This window comes from Bacteroides sp. (genome assembly GCF_052357945.1).
Classification (GTDB): domain Bacteria; phylum Bacteroidota; class Bacteroidia; order Bacteroidales; family Bacteroidaceae; genus Bacteroides.
Genome location: NZ_DAWCXD010000092.1, coordinates 1 through 19,932, shown reverse-complemented (window position 1 = coordinate 19,932; position 19,932 = coordinate 1). Strand labels below are relative to the sequence as shown.

9 protein-coding genes are annotated in these 19,932 nt (G+C 40.8%); 1 reads left to right on the top strand and 8 read right to left on the bottom strand.

What is annotated here, in order from left to right; genetic code table 11:
* The 8 genes from ACT8YW_RS15585 to ACT8YW_RS15550 all read right to left on the bottom strand — a co-directional run.
* The coding region (locus ACT8YW_RS15585; protein WP_444105996.1) for an exo-rhamnogalacturonan lyase family protein at positions 1-3,068 on the bottom strand (3,068 nt) is incomplete at its 3' end.
* A 166-nt stretch (positions 3,069-3,234) separates the two neighbouring features.
* Positions 3,235-5,325: a rhamnogalacturonan lyase family protein gene (locus tag ACT8YW_RS15580; RefSeq protein ID WP_444105994.1), complete on the bottom strand. Its 2,091-nt coding sequence runs from the start codon at positions 5,323-5,325 to the stop codon at positions 3,235-3,237.
* 29 nt (positions 5,326-5,354) lie between these two features.
* A complete protein-coding gene (locus ACT8YW_RS15575) occupies positions 5,355-7,067 on the bottom strand; it encodes a RagB/SusD family nutrient uptake outer membrane protein (protein ID WP_444105992.1) in 1,713 nt (570 codons plus the stop codon).
* 22 nt (positions 7,068-7,089) lie between these two features.
* Entirely contained in the window at positions 7,090-10,161 is a 3,072-nt protein-coding gene (locus tag ACT8YW_RS15570) for a SusC/RagA family TonB-linked outer membrane protein (RefSeq protein ID WP_444105990.1), read from the bottom strand.
* A gap of 38 nt (positions 10,162-10,199) precedes the next feature.
* The gene (locus tag ACT8YW_RS15565; protein WP_444105988.1) at positions 10,200-12,218 is read right to left on the bottom strand and encodes a RagB/SusD family nutrient uptake outer membrane protein; all 2,019 of its coding nucleotides are present in this window, start codon (positions 12,216-12,218) and stop codon (positions 10,200-10,202) included.
* Positions 12,219-12,239: 21 nt separating this feature from the next.
* Positions 12,240-15,434, bottom strand: a complete 3,195-nt coding sequence (locus ACT8YW_RS15560) for a SusC/RagA family TonB-linked outer membrane protein (protein ID WP_234131851.1) — start codon at positions 15,432-15,434, stop codon at positions 12,240-12,242.
* A 105-nt stretch (positions 15,435-15,539) separates the two neighbouring features.
* A complete protein-coding gene (locus ACT8YW_RS15555) occupies positions 15,540-17,108 on the bottom strand; it encodes a fimbrillin family protein (RefSeq protein ID WP_444105986.1) in 1,569 nt (522 codons plus the stop codon).
* A gap of 50 nt (positions 17,109-17,158) precedes the next feature.
* Positions 17,159-18,175 carry a fimbrillin family protein gene (locus ACT8YW_RS15550; protein ID WP_444105984.1) on the bottom strand — a complete coding sequence of 339 codons (1,017 nt, stop codon included), beginning with the start codon at positions 18,173-18,175 and terminating at the stop codon, positions 17,159-17,161.
* A gap of 392 nt (positions 18,176-18,567) precedes the next feature.
* Between ACT8YW_RS15550 and ACT8YW_RS15545 the strand changes: the two genes are divergently transcribed.
* Complete coding sequence (locus ACT8YW_RS15545; RefSeq protein ID WP_444105982.1) at positions 18,568-19,746, top strand: tyrosine-type recombinase/integrase; 1,179 nt, start codon at positions 18,568-18,570, stop codon at positions 19,744-19,746.
* Positions 19,747-19,932: the final 186 nt, after the last annotated feature.

Genomic DNA, 19,932 nt, shown 5'->3' with positions numbered 1-19,932 from the left:
TCCCATGCTTTCTTCTTGTAACGTGCGGCATGGTCAAGCCAGGCGTCTTTCCATTCGGGCATATCAATCATACGCATCATTTCATTGGCAATCTCAAATCCACCCATGATCGTCATTAAATGATTAGTCGATTCCAATTTCGGATCACATTCGGTTGTGATGATGCCTGTTTCCGGATCAAATCCCAGAGCTTTTGGGCCGGTAAACAGGCGGTTGGGTAAGGCGGAAATACTCTTCATTCCTGCTATGATTTTATCACGATAAACCGTGTTACCTGTACGCTCCCACTCTGTCATCCAATTACCTGCATAGGCCAGCCAGTCGGGACCGATACGCAAACGGGAAGGTGCAGTGCAAGGATATTCACTGCGAGGTTGAGCCAGACGCATAGGGTCTAGTTCATAGAGTTTATGGTCGGCATCTTTGACTTCGGTCATTAAGTCTCCAGAGCGTTCGTCAGTGGTGAGATAATAGTAGAAACGGTTCCAGGCGGCCTGACTGATTCGTGCTTCTTTTGCACCACATCCCCAATGACTCACATTATGACGGCTACCCAATCCGGCATTCGGACCGATGTGATAAACGTCGACTTCACCCGTATGCCGGGTCATGGCTTCAGCCATACGCCAGATGTCGGCACGACCGGTACGGAGAAAATTATACCAAAGCCACATATTGGAAGCAAGTTCCGTATTATCCCAGGCAAAGCCTCCGACATCATAACGCCAGGTATGACGGATAGGATCATAAGCGTGCATCACATCACCATAATTCCAGAAGCCATACCATTTGTTCTGTTCAATGGTTTTCTGGTAGAAGTGGATGTAAGCGTCCAGACGCTCTTCCACACGGGTACGAAAAGAAGTACTGCGATCGGGGAGGCTCCATATTCCAAAGGCTCGACGGTTATGCAGGTATTCCGGAGTTGGCATTAATATGCTGGTGGCAGAGAGCTGTCGGGCGTCATCCGCAAAAGTTTTCTTTCCTGTGTAACCTCCTTGTGGAACGAGAGTGAGCGTGGTGGTGCGGGCAATACCATAGGGAGTACTCATTCCTTCCTGCACATCTTCATAGCTGGCATTCAGGCCGTGAGCCACATTATCATAGTGGCGTAAGTCCATCGGTTCTGCATCCGGACTCCACAGCCAGGCAGTAAGCGTGGCAACCGGAGTTCTTGCATCTGAAATTTCGATAGAAGACGGATAAGATTGCCAGAAGTCATGCAGGCAAAGTCCCAGCCCACCTGTTATATCACCGGCAAAAGCATAACCGTCACTACGGGTACCGGAGAAAGTCCCTATCCAGGGAGCATCACCATTGGTACGTTTACGAATGGAGAATGCGTCAGCCGTAAGTTGAGACAGGCGGTAGTCATTCCATGAAGCCCAGTCATTAAGCAATTCCCGATTTTTCTCGTCAAAAGCTTCATAAGGAGGAATACGTTTGCCCTCCATCTGTTGCTGTTGCAGAGATGGTTCATCTTGTATCTGTGGCATGGTAAGCATACGTCGCCCCACTAATGGTTGCACCGGTTCACTCCAGACTCCTCCATCCGCACACGAAAAAGCGACGTGACGATTATACAGGGCTTCACGCATCGGAACATCGAAACGAATGCCCAGACTACGGATGAAATCCATCTTCTGATCGCCGTCATAGACAAAGCTATGCACCATTTTTATTTGTTCACTACCAGCATAAAAATAGAGGCGGACAACAAAAGGAAGCCACTCACGATTATTCAGACTGTTATCTTCAGAGTTAGAGTTATCGGTAGAAATTCCCTTATTCCTATTCCGATGTACACCTTCCAGCTTGACAAGTGTCCGCACAGAACCAGCACGTTCGATACTTACTGACTTTATTTCTCCTGCATAATGAAAAAAGGAGACCCGAGAGGTATTTTCAAGAACAGGTTCACTTTGAGTACTACAGACAAGACGCGCTCTCTCCCCTACTTTAGTTCCTTTATACAGCAAGCTATCAATCAGAAACTCTCCGTGCCGGGGAATAAATACGGAAAGCGCTCCTGTTTCTACTTGAATATTTTCAGGTGTTTCAGTAATAGAGATAGAAGCCTTAAGCTGTTTTTTAGCAGTTTTTACTTTCTTAGAGGCTTTTTCTAATGTCAATCTTTCTGTCCCGGCAGGAATGACTCCGGCAACTCCACTCCATTTCACAGAACCATCCGGCCAATAGGCTAATAGCCAGGTATCCACCGGAAGATTTTGATATTCATTCACTTTTAGCTGTAACGGAGTTGCAGGAAATACATCTCCTTCATCAAAAGGAACTCCGAAACTTACCGCTTTATCCTGTTCAGGGGTATCACCTATCCAATGCAAAGGAACGGCAGATGTCTGTTGCGGTGAACATTCATAACGAAAGTTCGTAATGCGGGTACGTGATAAGGTGGTACGAAAGCCGAACCATCCTTCAGTCAGAGGTTCGGCATCGCGGAAGTCCACCAGTTGCTTGCCGTCTATGTAATAACTAATCCTATTATCTTCATTGGTTATCTTGATGTGATACCAGTGATTTGCCTTTAGCAAATGATCGGCATCCGTATATTCTTTCCATATAGCAGGACGCACTTTCGGATCTGTAATCCCTGCTTCATTACCGTCATAACGACGAAAGCGCGTAGTGGAGTTATAATTCCCGCCATATCCCATATAGTAGAGTTGCAGGGAATAACAATTCAGAAAGATTCCGTTACGCCACTTTTCACGTTTCCAGATATTATCAGGATAGGTAGGATCCGAAGCCATCCAGAAACAATTCAAATCACTCAATCGGTCTCCTTCTTTTTCTACAACTACGCACGCGTCATATTCAATCGTTACCCGTCCATTCATCTTTTCTTTTCGCCAGAGAGTAAGCCCTTTGGGAGAAACGATTTCGGCTGTATCACCGATAAATGTCACTTTATAATCAGGAGACTCCGATTCGACCTTCCAATATTTATGAAACTGGCGGGCGTTGAGCCCAGAAACTTGATTGTCTTGTGCATTCATGTTCATTCCCAAAGTGATGAAAAGGAACAAAAGAGGAAATATGTTCTTCATACGTCAATAAGCTATGTCACACTGCAAAAATAAGGAGAGCCGATTAATAAAGAAATGGAATATCATCCATTTATATGGCGATTCGTGCAAATACAAAAAAAGAACAACCCGACAAGATGACCGGATTGTTCTTTCTTACAAACTAATCTTTCAAATAAAGTTCTTCTTATTCTGCATTCTTCATCGTTTCTGCACCGACGTAGTAACCTAAATTAGTCCCCTGGTTATATCCCATATTCTGCATAGCTTGAGACATATCATAAGTGTGGTCTGTCATCAAATGAGGTAAACGATGAGTCGTAGGATGGTTAGTAGAGAATATATAAAGAGACTTACCATCACTCGAACCTAAAATGACTTCTTCACGATAATCACCCAGGAAATCGCCATAGTAACAAGGATTATATTTCGTACTGTGATTTCCGTCGTTAGCACCATAAATACCGAAATACACCAAACGATTTTTATTTGTCTTGTTTACATCCGGATTGTTCTTGTAACTAACAACACAAGCACGGTCATACATTTCTCTAGTCGGCTGGCCACTCCAATAAATAGCAGCATTATACATCACACCACTACCAATTCCTTTCGGATAATCAGTAGCAACCACTCTACCACTACTACAACTGTACATACCCGACTGTAAAGACGAATAATATTCAAATCCCGGACTATCCGGATCTACATCTGCTACGATACAACGTCCCACATCACCATTTTTACCTGCTCCATGTCCGGTAATCAGGTTTCCATTTCGCGCATCAATCACCTGACAACCGTATCCAAGCCCTTGTGTACTGTAAGTTTCCTCTTCCTCAAAACAAGCTACAATTTGTAATCCTGCACGGTCTTGAATGAATTTACCCACATATAAACAGTCGCCATGACCATTTCCCGTACACCATAGTTCTACTCCATTATCGTCAATAGCTGCTGATCCATATAATATTTCATCCTTTCCGTCACCATCCAAATCAGCCACACGGAAACAATGTGAACACATCGCTTTCCATTTATCATCATGGTCGGCTGTATCAAATTTCCAACGGTTCACCAGTTCGCCTCCTTTCAAGTCGAATGCCCACACCTGCCAGTTCGCGTAAATACCTCTACTGATAATCAGACTGGGATTGGATGTTCTCACCCCTGTTGTTTCGTCTGGTATACCGTCCAGATAAGCCACACCAATAAAGAAGCGGTCCATACGGTTTCCATAATCATCTCCCCAATAGCTATTCCAATATTGAGCACGAGAGGTTTTAGACTCATCTTCTTTGCCACGAGGTATATTAGTAACACGCGTGATTTCGCAACCGTCATATCCACGGCAAATAGAAATATATTCAGGGCCTTCCAATATCAATCCACAAGTAGTATACAGACTTGCTCCCGAATACCAACCCACACCATTCGTGTCACGTATACGATAATCATTCACATTTCCATTGGCATCAGTAATTTGTTTACCATTACCGAACTTCGTTCCTTCGGACGAACGGAATGCGATTTCACACAAACCATCTCCATCAAAATCATATAATATATAAGAAGTATAATGCGAACCGGAACGAATATTTATACCTAAGTCTATTTGCCATAATAACGTACCGTTCATCTTATACGCTTCAAGCAAAGTGGTACCATTACGCCATCCACCTTGATTAGCTCCGTCATACGGTTCTCTTTTCACAACAATTTCCAATTCACCGTCACCATCCAGATCGCCTACCTGAATATCATCCGGAGAGTATGTTAATGATAAATCCGGCACGTTCGTATTTAAGACAATTTCATGATAGAATTTGGTTGCCATTTGAGAGGTAAAGGTATAGTCACAAAGCGTTTCTGTCTGACCAGCCAGTGTCACTCGATAATAACTATTCTTATCCGGATCAATATCTGCATCCGTCCAACAAGTAGTATTTGTAATCGCTTCCTCATTCAGCTTTACTTCTGTACCACCATTTTCCGATTTATAAATATCAAAAGCCGTATTCGCCGGATCAGTCAACAGTAATCTCCAACTTATTAATGCAGACGAAATACCTGTTGCATTGTTTACATCAGAACTTGACATAGGATCATAACTAACCCACATTGCGCGACTACCTGTGATTACCTCCGTTGGCAAGTCTGGCAAGACTTCCTCCGGTTGGTTTGAATTATTACTGTCGTCGACTATAGGATCACTTTCCGAGCAAGCACCTGACATCAGCAAGCCCAACAATCCTATTGTATATAATATCTTCTTCATATTCAGTACCTTTTTTGTTTAATAATCATTTACCATCCCGGATTTTGCACTAAGTTAGGATTCTTCCCTCTTTCGCTCTGCGGAATCGGGAATAGATACATCTTGTCATCCCACTGCCGACTCACCGTATTACGAGTATATTTAAACGAACCATCTGAATTTTTAGTGATTTTCATTTCATCAATGCTCTTGAAATAAGTATCCGCTTCTTTCCAACGGCGTACATCCCAAAAACGATGTCCTTCAAAAGCAAGCTCTACCATACGTTCGTTTTTATACTTCTTCCACCAATTTTCATTAGTCATACCGGTAGGAAATTCCGGCATCTTAACCCGAATACGAGTCTTATTCACCATATCATTGGCAGAAACTCCAAATTCAGGATCTTTTGTATAAGGATTATCGAAATACTTGAACAATGCTTCCGCATAGTTCAAATAAAACTCACCCAAACGGAACGTAATCCATGTATGATAAGATGTAGAAGCACTTGCAGAAGTTGTATTTACCGCAGCCTGACAATACTTTTTCAAATAGTAACTGGTAGGAGTACCTCCACTTAAAGGTTCACCATTTGCTCCACTCGTATAGGTTTCCAAAGCTGTTTCATTCCAGTTCGGCCACTTTGTATCGCCATTTTTAGCTATTGTTTTTTCAAATCTCGGGTCACGTCCTTCATAATAAGGTTGATTCTTATCATAACCAGTAGTTTCATCCGGTCTTAAGCCGGTTGCCTGAAACTCGTATGCATCTACTAACGTTTGTGTAGGACAGTTTCCTCCCTTACAATTTTCCAATCCAATGGGAAAATTATATTTTTCGAATGAGTTGGTACCGGTCGAAGCGCGTTTTCCAAAAATAAGTTCATCAATAGCATCATTATAGCTTGTTGCACTCCACAGAGTTTCATATTCACTGATTAATTTCATCTTGGCTTCGTCACAAGCATCAATCAGTTCTTTGCATGCCGTCGCAGCACGATACCATAATTCTTTATTATTGTCCGGATTAAACAATGGACTCGCTGCATAAAGGGCAGTACGCGCTTTGAGTGCCAACACGGCACGTTTGTTAGCTCTACCTGTCTCTGTTGATTCACCTGAAGGCATTAAATCTCCCAATTTGGTATAGTCAGGGATAATATCATTTTTGATTGCATCACATTCGGAAATGATGTAATCAAAAATATCCTGCGCAGGTGTACGAGTAAGTGAGTTGACCTCACTCGTTGACAATACATGATCCGTAAAAGGAACATCACCGTATTGTCGCACCAGATTGAAATAGAAATAAGCTCTCAAAAAACGAACTTCATATTGGTAATTGTTATAACGGTACATTTCCGCTTTATAATCTGATATTTGTTCATAATCAGAAAAAGTCAGTCCCGTAAACTCTTCTAAATAGAGATTACAATCGGCAATAGCCTTATAACAGGCAGTCCACATACTGCTTTGTGCATTTGTCGGACTCCAGGAACCATTGTAGAAATACTCAATCGAATTTCCTGTATAGGCATATTCCGCTTCATCCGTAGCAGAGCCTAAAACAGCCCCGCTATAGTTACCGAAGTCAGTGTCGAGTTCTTGATAAATGTTGGACACTAAACCGCCCACATCACCAAAAGTACGTTTCACATAATTCGCGTCATAATTACTGTATTCTTTATATTCCATATTGTCCGCACAAGAGGAAAGAGCAAAGATGCCCAGAACACTATATATCAATTTATTCAGTTTCATTCTTTCGCATTGTTTTTAGTGATTAAAAACCTATTGTCACACCAACTACCACGCTCTTATTCAGCGGGTTTGTCGCACCGTAAGATTCCGGATCCGCCACATCAATGTGGTCAAAACAAAGTAAGTCTACTCCACGGACATACAACTTGGCACTACCTAATATTTTAGTACGCTCCATCAAACGTTTGGGAAATTTGTAGTAGACTTCCAGGTTACGTAATTTCAAAAATGAACGGTCAGCCAGCCAAATGGTATTAGTCTGATAATTATTAGCATTACTTTCTGAACTCAGACGCGGATATTTAGCATTCTGATTCTCCGGCGTCCAACGATTTTCATAATAGTGAGTAGAAAGAGACGAGTTGCTGATTAATGGCCAGAACACGCTTTTTGTATTCAATACGGCAGAGTAATTACCAGCGCCCTGGAACATGGCATCGAAACCAAGTCCTTTCCATTCAGCTCCCAAATGGAATGAATAATAAATTTCAGGAGCAGTAGTGCTATATCCAATAGCTGTCTGGTCGTTGGAATCAATGATGCCATCACCATTTACATCTTTATATTTAATATCGCCTGGTACTACCGTACTGAAATTCTGTGTAAGACTATTTGCTATATCCTCTTTATCTTTGAAAAAGCCCTCTGCTATCATTCCATAAACTTGTCCCAACCGATGACCGGTTTGCACCAAATTGTTATATAGACGTGGTTCTTCTAACTGTTCTTTAATCTCATTCCGATTCCAGGCAAAATTACCTCCGATGTTAAAAACTAAATTACCTATCCGTTTGGTATAGTCCAGACCAATCTCCGTGCCCCAACTATCTACAATACCTGCGTTCTCAAAAGGAGCATCCATACCCAATACTGTGGAATACTGCCCTTCGGAAGATACCCAAATATCTTTTCTACGTTGATAATAGCCTTCCAACGTCAAATTCAACCCTTTAAACAAGGTGGCATCAATACCTACATTATATTTATAAGCCTTTTCATGGGTAGAATTTACAGTTGCTAAACGACTGACATACGTACTTCCGAAAGCAGAGTTGTAACCGGAATCAAAACGATACATTGTACCGGAAGTCGAATAAATCTGATCCCAATAGTCATAAACCGTATTGCTTCCATCTTTAGGAAGATAATCGGCATTGATAACGCCAAATGAAGCCCGTAGTTTTAATAAATCAATCCACGAAGTGTTCTTCAGGAAGTTCTCTTCCGAAAGCACCCAAGCTGCAGAGATGGTGGGTGAAAAAGCCCACTTATGTCCCGGTGCCAACAGGCTCGATTCAGAGCCCAACAGTGCCAAATCTACATAATACCGTTTATTGAACCCGTAGTGAGTATACCATGACACATTCTGACGGTAGATGGTAGTGTTTAACCCGTAACTGTCGCGATATTCATACTCCCACTTCAATTGAGAATAGAGATCATGTTTACCAAACGAGCGGTTGTAGTTAATATTACCGGAAAAGTTAAACTGGCGTGTCCAATCGTTTGTATTAGCACTGGTTGACATTTCGCTAGGCGTACCACCCGTAACAGTAGTATACATCGGACCACCGGCACTAGGGTCTGTCCAACTGGCCGTATACCCTTTATAGGAATAAGTCTTACTATGGTCTTCCCAGATAGACGAATAGTTATCATAGGCCAAACGCAAATCAACTCCTAATCCTTTTACGAAACCAGATAAGTCTTGTGATAAAGTCAAATCAGCAAACAAACTACGTGTATGTCCCTTACTATAGGCCGCGCCTTGTGACTGTGCCACAGGATTTAATGTGCCTGCCCAAGTGGAATTACCGCCCCAAGTTCCATCTTCTGTACGTACGGGGAAAGCAGAGGGAGGCAATGAGTAAACCATATTCCACAAATCTGCCGAAGCTCCCGGACGACTTGATTCCGCCAATGTACCCAGAATATTCAACTTCAATTTAGTCGTATTCGTCAAATCGATATCCAAATTCGAACGCAAGTTGGCACGAGAATATTTATCTTGCGTAGAGTATCCATCGTTCATATTGGCATTCTTTATGAAACCTTTATCGGTTAGTAATCCAACCATCGTGTAGTAACGAAACTTATTACCTCCACCTCGGAACTCAATGGTATATTTATTTGATATACCTGTGTTTTTGAATGTTTCATCAATCCAGTCTACATTCGGATAAAGATAAGGAAGCATGGCAGATATATTTGCACCAATACCGCTTCCTGTCACCGTTCCATTACGAAACATATTAATTTCATCCGAAGTATAACGTGCGCTCAATCCTTCATAGCCACGTGCTTCATTGATTGCTTCAGCATAGGTTGCAGCATCCGCAAACTCCGGACGACGCACTTGGAAGTTCGTCACGTGGTCGTAAGTAAAGTTCACTTCTCTGGTGTTATATTTACCACGTTTCGTAGTCACCAGGACAGCACCATTAATACCTTTGTATCCATATAATGCTACCGCGGCAGCATCTTTCAATATGGATACTGATTCTACTTCTTCCGGGGTTATCAAGCTCATATCACGTTCCAAACCATCTACCAATATAAGCGGTGAACTGCTTGACAAGCTCTGCAAGCCACGTATATAAAAGGTAGGCTCCACGGTGGAGTAGTTACCTGCATTTTGCAAAGTGGTTAGTCCCAATCCTTGTCCGAAAAGAGAATTAGAAATATCCTTTGAGGCACGCTTGTTGAATTCCTCGTTATACACAGTAGAAACTGCTGCGGTTGATTCGTGACGGGTGAATGTACGATTGGCTCCTACATCAATTGTTTCCGCTCCATAATCCATCACTATCCTCACTGGTTTTCCGTTTTTCTCCACCTTTACAGTGGTAGAACCTTTATCCGATGTCACCACCTGTAAACTCCGCCCTGCCTCGGCAGCAATCTCAAATTTACCATTCTTGTCGGTCTCTACCCTGACAGACGGTAAACCTGCTACTTGTACGGATGCTCCATACACAGGATTTCCCCATTTGTCTACAACAACACCTGTAATATTGTTGTCAGTATTCTGTGCTCCACCCGGAATGCTTAAACATGCCAACAGAGCCAGTACCAGAATCTTATATTTCTTCATATCATTATCTAATATCGTTATTCATATTTGTTGCCTCATTACCATCCCGGATTCTGAATCAATCCATATCCTTTGTTGATTTCGCTCTGTGGGAACGGAGAAAGGTACCACTTGGGATCAAAACCTTTTGTCCACCAGACACGCGTTCTGTTTTTCAATTGGAACTTCTTGTAGCTAAAATTTACAGGCTGCAAAGCACCGCCATTCTTACTTGTAGTTTTATCAGATCCTTCACGCCACGCTTTCTCTATAGGTGAACCATTGCTATCCAAGCGATAGATCAGCAATCCATGCAAAGGAGTTTCGAATCGATCGGCACGTTTGTAACGAACCAGGTCAAAGTAACGGCTATCTTCCAAACCTAATTCACAGGCACGTTCACGTAATAGTTCTTCCAATAAAGCGTCTTTGTCAGAAAGCAGATTCTTGTCGGGATTACATTTCACAAGTCCGGGCAGTCCGACACGAGCACGCACAATATCAATTTGGTTTACAGCTCCTTGGAGATCATTGTTGGCTTGAAGCAATGCTTCTGCATAAGTCAAGTAAAGGTCGGACAAACGAAGATATACCCAATGTACTCCCTGACGATTATAATCACTATCACTCAAGTAGTATTTCATATTCTCGTAACCGGTGGCAAAACGTCCACTCTCCAGAAAAGAGTTTGTTCCGGCATCCGAGCCGCCTACCCAAAGCTCCCACGGGTCACCACTCATGCTGGCAGAAGACCATCCCAGATTTTCAGGTACATTGTTCACTATCGCCGATTCATAAAGACGTGGATCACGTGTCAAATCAAGATCTGAAAGAGTTTGTTCTCCATCTTTAAAAGTCCCTTTCAGAAACATCTCATCCAACTTACCCTCTGCTTCAGTCTTATCCCAATCGAAAGGTGTACCATCTGCCCAAGGAAACATTTCCACATATTCTTGTGTGGGGGTATATGAATTACGACCATTGTTACACCAGGCATGCCAGAAATAACTTGAAGAGCCACCGGTTGTCTCATACCCATTTACACGGACAGAGTGTAGCACTTCGGGACTATTCAGTAATACATATCCCATACGATAAGCATAGCGGTAATCTGCAGGAGTATCACCTGTTGCTTCTTTCAGCTGATAGAATCCATTCACTGCCATAGCGTTGAAGAACTCCTTGCAGGCTGCCAAGCAGTTGTCCCAAAGTTCTGAACGATAGCTTCCGTACCACACCAGATGTTGTTGTTCAGCTTCACTGCTTCCGCCTGCATATCCCTGGCTGGCATTAAATAGAGGAGAAGCAGCAAACTGCCAGATTTTACACTTCAGAGCCATTGCACCGGCTTTTGTCCAATGTCCTGTTTCAGTAGTAGCATCCGCTCCTGTATAAGCCCATTCAAGTCCTCCTGAATTAATAGCTTCATCCAACAGGTTAATCATATATTTTACTGTTTCCTCCACAGTAGCACGCGGTAAGTTATAGCTTGATTCTGTTCCGGAAAATGATTCGTAAACTAATGGTAATCCTCCGTAATGGCGGAACATATCAAAATAGCGGGCAGCCATTATACACTTAGCTTCTGCTTTTATCTTTGTTTTTTCTGTATCGCTCATACCCGGTACATTATCCACATTCTCCAATAACAACCAACACCAGCGTACAACCTGCCACACTACCTCACGAGTGTACCCAAAGATATCACCACGCGTTCCATAATTGGCTGTGTGTGTACCACTATAGTAACTATTGTAAATGGTAGTAGACTCATAATGAAGTTGCCAACAGTCAGTCAACGCATCAAACTTTCCCAGATAAGGATTAGATGAGTCCGGGAAATCGACATTCGAGCTATTTCCATAAGGCAGTCCATAATATTGGCGACTGTAGCAGGAATTCAGAAATTGACGCGTATAGGTAGCACTGTTAAACACCGTATCTTTAGTAGCCGTTCCGCCCGGTGCTTTATCAAGGAAGCTATTCCCAAATTTAATTTCGTCCACGCAGGATACAGAACCTATGCAAAGAATCCCCCCTATCACTGCTCTGACGAGCCATTTATATCGTTGTTTCATATTTTTTCTTTCTAAAAACGGTTAGAATCCTAATTTCAAACTCACTGTATAGGTCTTAGTCAATGGATAGGAAGGTGCATTACTTGCTGTTGCTTCCGGATCTCCCCAAAGGTATGGGGTAAACGTCAACAGATTGTAACCACTGAATGCCAATTGACAGGTGTTCAATCCTAATCTCTTCATGAAAGGAAACTGGAAGTTATAAGACACGGTAAGCGTTTTCAGACGCAAGTACTTGGCATCTTTCTCATACAGTGTAGAAGTGGCATAGTTATTGTCCGCATTATCCCAAGTTGCACGAGGATATTCCGCATTCTGCGAAGGATTCTCTGTAGTCCATGTATTGGTCAAATGGTAGGCCAACAGACCACCCCCGGTCTTGGTAGCAGAAGAGACAAAGGGCTGACGGAATACATCTGAAATCATACGGCTTACATTCCAAGCCCCTGTCCACTGTGTATTTACTTCCCAATTCTTCCAGGCAAATCCGAAATTAAGACCAACCATATATTCCGGATCATCCGTAAATCCATAGTCGTAGCTCATATCGTTAGAGTCTATTTGACGGTCACCATTTAAGTCAACATACACAGCATCCCCATTTTTCAAGTCTACTGAATGTGTTGGGAATGGACGATTGAATGTCTTTTCATACAGTTCGGGAGTACTTTCATCATAATAACGCCAAAAAACATACTGGCTACGCGAACCAATGCGGTGACCTTTCAAATACTGATAGTCGTAATCTTGCGGTGATTCTTTACGTTCAATGATCTCATTCTGGTTGTAAGAGAGATTAATCCCTGCCCAATAACGGAAATTCTTACCTATTCTATCATTCCATTTCAGTGATAATTCCCATCCCCAGTTTTTCACTTCCCCAAGATTTGAATATGGTGTGGTAAATCCCAGCATACCTGGCGCTGTTCCATCCTGCAACAGAATGTCCCAACGATGTTCCTTGTAATATTCGATTGTAGCGGATAACCGGTCATCAAAGAAGTTGATATCCATACCGTAATTCTGCTTGAAAGCTTTTTCCCATGATACGTCCGGATTATTTTTTGATTTTTCGTAGGCTCCTTTGCTAGTTGTAACATTCAGACCGTCCGTTCCGAAAAAATAGCCATAGCCACCACTACCGGAAGAACTTGCATATCGATTGGTTAAATCATTTAAGTTAACGCTATACGGGTCAGCCGTATACATAAACCGGCTACCACTGATCTTGTCATTACCTACCAATCCGAAACTAGCACGTAATTTCAAGAAACTAACGAACGGTTTTGCACGTTGAAACCAATTTTCTTCGCTCATCACCCAACCCACAGAACCTGCAGGAAAAAGTGCAAAACGTTTATCCGGAGCAAAGTTCTCAGAACCGTTATAACCCATATTAGCTTCAATCATATAACGATTCTTCCAGTCATAAGTGACACGTCCTACCAGTCCGACATAACCACGCGGAACATCCGGATATTCTGTATTTGAATAATAATATTCTTTGGATTGATTGTAAAGTAACAATGCACCTACATTGTGGTTTCCGAAAGAACGATTGTAATTCAATCCTGCCTCCATATACCAATCACGCGATTTACCTGTACCACTACTATAACTTACATCTGTATACTTACTCCCATCCACAGGGCGCAGATTTACTATCCCCTCACTTGACAATACAGGGTTATAAGTCATTTCTGTTCCACCGGATAGATATTTGTAAACAGTGAATGAACTATTATAAGATCCTTTCAATTTGAATGAAAGTCCCTTCGTGATAAAATCCAATTTCTGATCCAGAACAAGGTCAGCGTTCAATGAGTTATTACTAGTGCGAGTAGCACCACCTCCATAGTAAGTAAATGGGTCGATATCACCAGTAAAAGGCAGGCTCATTCCATCATCATAGCTATCAGTTGTAGTGTAAACCAATTTATCATTTACAAAACCGGCACTTTTGAATGGAGTGGCATAATAGATATTTTTCACCATACCCGATGAGCCCTGACTTGTACGTGGTTTATCAGAAGAATTAACATTACCCGCCACATTAAAAGACAGAGTGGTTGTTTTTGTCACATCCATATCCAGATTACTTCGGTAGTTGAACCGACGATACTGATAACTGATGTTATAAGGTAACTGAAATTCATTGAAAAGTCCCCCTTGTGTATAAGCACCGGCAGAGATGAAATAACGTACTTTATCCGTACCTCCGGAGATATTAACATTATGTTGACTTTGCAAGGTGGCATCTCCCATGATATAATCGACCCAGTTAATACTTGGGAAACGAATAGGATCAGATCCATCCTTAAATTTCTGAATTACCGCATCACTAAACATTGCTTCTTTCCCATCATTGGCACGCATCTGATTATAAAACGTTGCATAGTCATACGAATTGGCCGTCTCCACCATCTTAGTCGGCATCAATACGGAAGCTGAAGTAGTAAACGAAATTTTTGCCTTTCCTTCTCTACCACGTTTAGTGGTTATCAAGATAACACCATTAGCACCACGAACACCAAACACAGCAGTTGCCGAAGCATCTTTCAGGATAGAAATGGACTCTATTTCATTCGGGTCAATATCATTCATGCTACGTTCCACGCCATCCACTTGTATCAATGGAGTAGAATCTGCCCACGTTGCTTTACCACGGATAAAAATATCTGCTGCATCCGAACCCGGCTCACCGGAATACTGTACAGTAGTCAAACCTGTCATTTGACCTCCCAATACATTAGAAACAGAACCTACAGATGTACGTGTCAAAGCCTCACTCTTCACACTGGCAATCGCACCGGTCATAGTCACTTTTTTCTGCACACCATAAGCTACGATTTCTACCTCTTGCAAGGCAGTAGCATCTTCGACCAGCACAACCCGCATATCTTTCTTTGCCGCCACTATCTGGTCGCTATACCCAATAAAGGATATTTTCAATTTTGTACCTGGGCGTACATTGACTTTGAACACACCATCAATATCGGTGATTGTACCGATATTAGTGCTTTCAACAACTACATTCGCACCGATCACCGGTTCGCCTTTATCATCTACCACCGTTCCTTTGATGAAGCCTTGCTGCTGGACTACGTCCATGGCAGCAAAGACTTGTCCTTGATTACCGAAACTCGGAAGCAGGGCGAAGGAGAAAAACAGTGCGACAGGAAGAGCAGTTCCTTTTATTAAGTTTTTCTTATTCATATTTATCACTCATAATAGTTTTTTAATCGCATATTGAAAGAGTCGCTCCATTTATTTTAGACAACCTCCTCAACATATTTTTTATAGCAAATTATCCTGATGCTTTTAAAATGCAAGCATCATAGGGAAATAACCAGCTGCTCCTCCTTGGTTTCGATATTTATCAACCAGGTATGCTCCTGTAGCCTGAAGTAGATGCTGATATATTACCGTTGTATTTCCTGTACGTTCATTACTACTCCAATGACGACTACCTACAGCCAGGGTCTCTCCACCTGCGTTTTTAATACTTTCTTGAACGGTAGATATAACATTTACGAGTTCATCTAATTCGTATAAAGAGGGAAGATACCAGCTAGAGGCAGAAGCAGGCACGGAAACTGCTTCACGATAAGCCTCAACATAACTTACAGCCTTGTCGCACACCAATGTATTGGGAGACATCGTCATTAATACCGTATTGTTATATCCCAAATATGCTGCAATGGAAGTATTATATGTTGTACAAGCTACAAATTTATCCGACCAATCTTCATCCGTTGAATACCAGCCGCCAAAAAACACATCTCTATTAGTTGAAAATGCAGCAGTTTGTGTTCCACCAACTGATGGGTAAGTTGTAGCCAGTACGAGTCCATGCGTACAGCTTGGATAATCACGACGCAATGCATCATTTGTTTCTGTATATGTAGCAGGAGTTGTTATTGACGGTTGCGGATTACCTACATGATATACAATACCGATTACATTGTCTGGTGCAGTTTCTACATCTTTGCTGACAATAGAACCATCTGCACAATAATAGTCTCCTACAGCCAAAAGATGTGAGCTCTTATTTGTGTCCTCGATCACATATTTTTTTGCAGTTCCACTTTCCAAAGTACCGTTAGCAGCATAATCCATTTCTTGTGCTCCAGTATAAGTCCCTTTGATAGAAAAAGCCGTATTGGGTTTCACCAAAAAGCGATAAGTATCTGTACTTGCCTGATAATAAGGAGATGCCTCCACATTATCTATAGTAAAAGAACCTACAGTTACAGGCAATTTATAATCTTCCAGTGTTACATCCGTATTTGTAAAGGTATACACCTTTTCAGGCATTTGTATCACAGCCATCGCCATTCTATGCTGCATGGTAAAAGCTATTGACCCTTTCAAGCGGTCACCTTGTACAGTCCCTGTGCTTGTCATCAAATCATACTTGGTATAGTTATCACCACTTTGGTCTGCTCCAACTTTCCAATTGCTGACATATGTAGCGAAAGGATCATCATTCGCAGGTTCGAAAGTAACTTTAGAGTCATAGGGATAATAAGCATAAAAGTTCATTTTAGAGAACTCCGAACCTTTATATTCTATAGCATCTTCACCATCGGTCAACACCCATTCCCCATCCTGATACGTAAATTGGCGGTTATTTATATCTTCAACAATATTTTCACCTTTGACTGCGAAAATACCAATCATATCGCCTTCGGAAAATTTAGTTGTATAATTATTCTCCGTAGCCCGCGTTCCAGGAGCATTTACAGCTTGAAAGCCATCTTCAGATACGCTGATTTGGAAGCCTTGTAAAGTTCCCATATTTTCACCTTCTATCCCGTCATCCTGCGAACAAGAAGCCAAGGACACTACTCCAAGAAGAAGCATTGATATATAGTTATATACTTTCATAAATCAGATTTTATTTAGTTATTAGTAATTCTTTCGTTTTATTCAAAATATCATTTTTTGGATGTGGGAGTAATAGTTTCTTCTGTGATATTCCAGCTTGGATTAGTGATGTTCGTACCTGTTCCTGCTACACTCGGATCTGACTCAACTGTTCCGCCATCTTCATTTTTCCATCCAATGATTTGTGTCTCTTCGGTAATAGTTAATACAAAAGGATTATCTTTATACTCATTAGCTTGAATAGTATAATTATAAGAAACCCCAGGCTCCAATTTTGTCAAATTCGGAAAGTGAACTTCGTAATAATATCCGTTCATTCCTGCTTGGATATAAACTTCTTTCTGTGGAGTTTGCGGTAATAAGATAGCCTGTATCGTATAATTATCAGCTGCACCTATTTTAGTCCATACAATATCATCATCCGACGTTACAGATTCTGTACTTACAGTTGTTTCTCCTGTATTCGGATTAAATGTCCCGTTCTTCTTCAAATTAATAAGGTAGCATGTGATATCCGACAATGTAACATTCGTACCAGCTGTAAAAGTCAGTTTGATACGACTCATTACATGATTAAATGCTAATTTTACATTGGGAGTTTCGGCAGTTGCCTTTCCTGATGCATAAAGAAAGTCAATCTGTTCACGTTTTTCTGCTGTAGCCTGATTTTCACTATCAGTAGACACTTCAATGGTTTCAGCTTCCGTACCTGATGTTCCTGTGAACGGATAATAAGCTGTCACATCATATTCTTGAGTACCTAATACCCAGATATCTTCAGCATATCCACTTTTTGCGGCGAACAAGCTATTTTCACCACCGGTATATTCATACTCAATATTCACCTGCCGGGATCCGCATGTAATTCCAACCAAGTCGCCCATTTCCCAACTTGTTTCCGTAGCCCTAGTCTTAAGTTCACTTGCCTCCTGATTATTAATCACTGCACTAAAAGAAACTTTTGCACCTGTTTCTCCTGCAAATTTGATATCAGATTCTTTCACGTCATTACTGCATCCCGCCAAAAGCAGCAGAGCAAAAGCAGCCGTTACATAGTTTATTTTCATACCATGTTTTTTAAAGTTAAACAAATATATTTTCATTTATAGATTCTCCATTAGTAATAAAGGCTAGTCCCCGGAATTCATCCTTTCCGATGACTACAGATGAGAGGTAGTGTTTTCCATAGTTTATCATACTTCAAAATATTAATTTAAACAAAAGTTAGATTCTCTTTTTTAAAGAAGCCTTTCACATTTCGCTTGTGAAAAAGTGTTGCAAACATAACGACTTAATCAAAATATACCAATGCAGAATCGTACAAATGCATGGAAAATACCGTCTTTTGCACGATATTCCATGCTGTGAGCCCGATTTTTAATTAGCGACTAATGGTGATGAACCTTTTTGTTTCTATTTTATTGTATGGAAAATAGTAATTTATAAACCTAAAAACGATATGGCGAGTTTTTCAATTGTAATTGTTCCAACCAAAAAATTATCAAATGGCAGACATAGGATAAGGATAGCAGTAGCACATCATTCGCAAACTAGATATATATCTACCCAGTTTACTTTAGATTCTGCCAGTCAACTGAAAAATGGTAGAGTAGTAAGACATGAGAATGCTTCCAATATAAACGTCTGCCTTCGAAAGTTAATAAACGAGTATGAGGAAATTGTTACATCAATCAGCTATTTATCTACAATTTCATGTACCGAACTTATACGTATTATTACTTATGAACAAAAGAAAAAAGGAATCACTTTTCAAACTGTAGCAAAAGAATATATGGATTTTATGAAAGGAGAAGAGCGAGAGAAATCTTATAAACTCTACAAGATAGCTACAGAGAGATTAATTAAGTATATGAAAGGAGATTTTCCTATAATACAATTGACTCCTCTTCATATACAAGAATTCGCAAAAGTTCTTCGCGAAGAGAATTTGGCCGATACCACCATCAGGATATATCTGACTTTGATAAAAGTAGTATTGAATTATGCAGGTAAAATGAACTATGTAACTTACTCTATCCATCCTTTTATCCTCTTTAAAATGCCTGCAAGTAATGTACGAGAACTTGATTTGTCAGTAGATGAATTAAAAAGAATACGAGATACTCGTCTTTTTAAACCTTCTCAATCCATAGTAAGAGATATTTTTATGCTTACTTATTATTTAGGTGGCATCAACTTGAGAGATTTATTGGCATATAATTTTAAGGATAAAAAGTATATGCGATATGTACGTCATAAAACACGTAATAGCAAAAAAGGGGAGAATGAAATTGCATTTACTCTACAACCTGAAGCAAAAACTATCATAGATAAATATCTGACTAGAGAAGGTTATTTGAAATTTGGAAAATATTCATCTTATAGACAGATATATAGTTTGATTTTTCGACATATAGACAAGGTGGCACGACTTTCTGGAATAAACAAAAAGGTTACTTACTATTCTGCTCGAAAGACATTTGCACAACATGGATATAATTTAGGAATCCAAATTGAAAAAATAGAGTATTGCATAGGGCATAGTATGAAAAATAATCGTCCTATATTCAATTATATCAAAATTATGCAAGAGCATGCTGACAAAGTATTTAGAGAAATATTAGATCAGTTATTGTAAAACGTCGATTCTTTTAGATTCTCTCTGAATGATACTTATCGTTTTTCTTGCCATTGGACAGTGCTCAATGGTAACCTTATTATTGCCTAAAGTCTACTAATATTCTTTAGCAAATATCTAATACACAGCGTTTTCATTTGAAAATATAAATCTAACTTTTGTTTAACTCAATAACAATAAATACAC